The organism is Yoonia sp. (genome assembly GCF_014859355.1).
Taxonomy (GTDB): Bacteria; Pseudomonadota; Alphaproteobacteria; order Rhodobacterales; family Rhodobacteraceae; genus Yoonia.
In genome coordinates, this window is the sequence record NZ_JACUUJ010000098.1 from 1 (window position 1) to 1,165 (window position 1,165).

General features: G+C 62.7%; 1 protein-coding gene and 1 pseudogene. Both read right to left on the reverse strand.

Annotated features, from left to right (window positions below):
- Positions 1–368 (reverse strand): annotated as a pseudogene (locus tag IBX59_RS15145) (ornithine carbamoyltransferase subunit F); the annotation flags it as partial.
- Between the two features lie 13 nt (positions 369–381).
- Complete coding sequence (locus tag IBX59_RS15150) at positions 382–1,119, reverse strand: arginine deiminase family protein (protein WP_296377062.1); 738 nt, start codon at positions 1,117–1,119, stop codon at positions 382–384.
- Between the last annotated feature and the right edge of the window lie 46 nt (positions 1,120–1,165).

The following is a 1,165-nucleotide window of genomic DNA, read 5'->3' on the forward strand; positions in this document are numbered from 1 at the left end:
CCGGCATATTGCGCCAGTTCTTCCACCACTGTCTGGCCAAAGCCGCGGTATTCGATCCCGTCGAACATCCGCCCCAGCACGCGGGCGGTATCCTTGACAGTTTCCTTGCGGCCCAGATGCGTGCCCGACGGCCCCAAATAGGTGACGGTCGCGCCCTGATCATGGGCGGCAACCTCGAATCCCGCACGGGTGCGCGTGCTGTCCTTTTCAAAGATCAGTGCCAGTTCCTTGCCTTTCAGCACAGGCTGTTCGGTGCCGGCGCGTTTCGCGGCCTTCAGATCGGCGGACAGGCGCAGCAAATAGGCGATTTCTTCGGGGGAAAAGTCACGCAGGCTGAGGAAATGGCGGTGTTTCAGATTATAAGCCACGGGTGTTTTCCTTTCATGCCGGGTCACGGATTGTCGGGCAGCTCATGCAATGGCTGCCGCCCCGCCCCCGGCCCAGTTCCGCGCCGGGTATTTCCAGCACGGTGATCCCTTCGGCGCGCAAGGCGGCGTTGGTGTCATCGTTGCGGTCGTAACCCATCACCACGCCGGGGCGCAGGGCCAGAACGTTGTTGCCGTCGTTCCATTGTTCGCGGGCTGTCTCGAATGGGTTTCCGCCACCGGTGGGCACAATACGCAGCGTCTTATAGCCCAGTGCCGCGGCAATCACATCGAACACAGGCTGGTCGATCTGGCGGATGTCCAGCGGCAAGTGCCCTTCGCCCGGGCGCAGATCATAAAGCGACATTTCGGCGGCCACCTCGGTAAAGCTGGTCACAACGTCATTGCCGCAAAACGTCAGCACCGTGTCAAGATGCATGGCGGATCGCGATTTGGGCAACTGGCAGGCCAGCACACGCGTGGCGCGGCCCTGATCGAACAACGCTTCGGCCAGCAGGCCCACTGCCTGCGGCGACGTGCGTTCGCCCATGCCCACCATCACCAGACCACCGCCCACCGGCATCATATCGCCGCCTTCCAGCGTGGCCAGCCCGTGATCACACGCAGGATCGCCCCACAACACATCAACCTTGCCCGCAAACTTCGGATGGAACCGGTAAATCGCCGCTGTCAGCAGGGTTTCCGGCTGCCGCGCCCGCCAATACATCGGGTTCAGCGTAACACCGCACGTCAATCAGGCCCTGCGGGTTTGGCGCAACCGTCTGGTAGGTGCCCGGCAC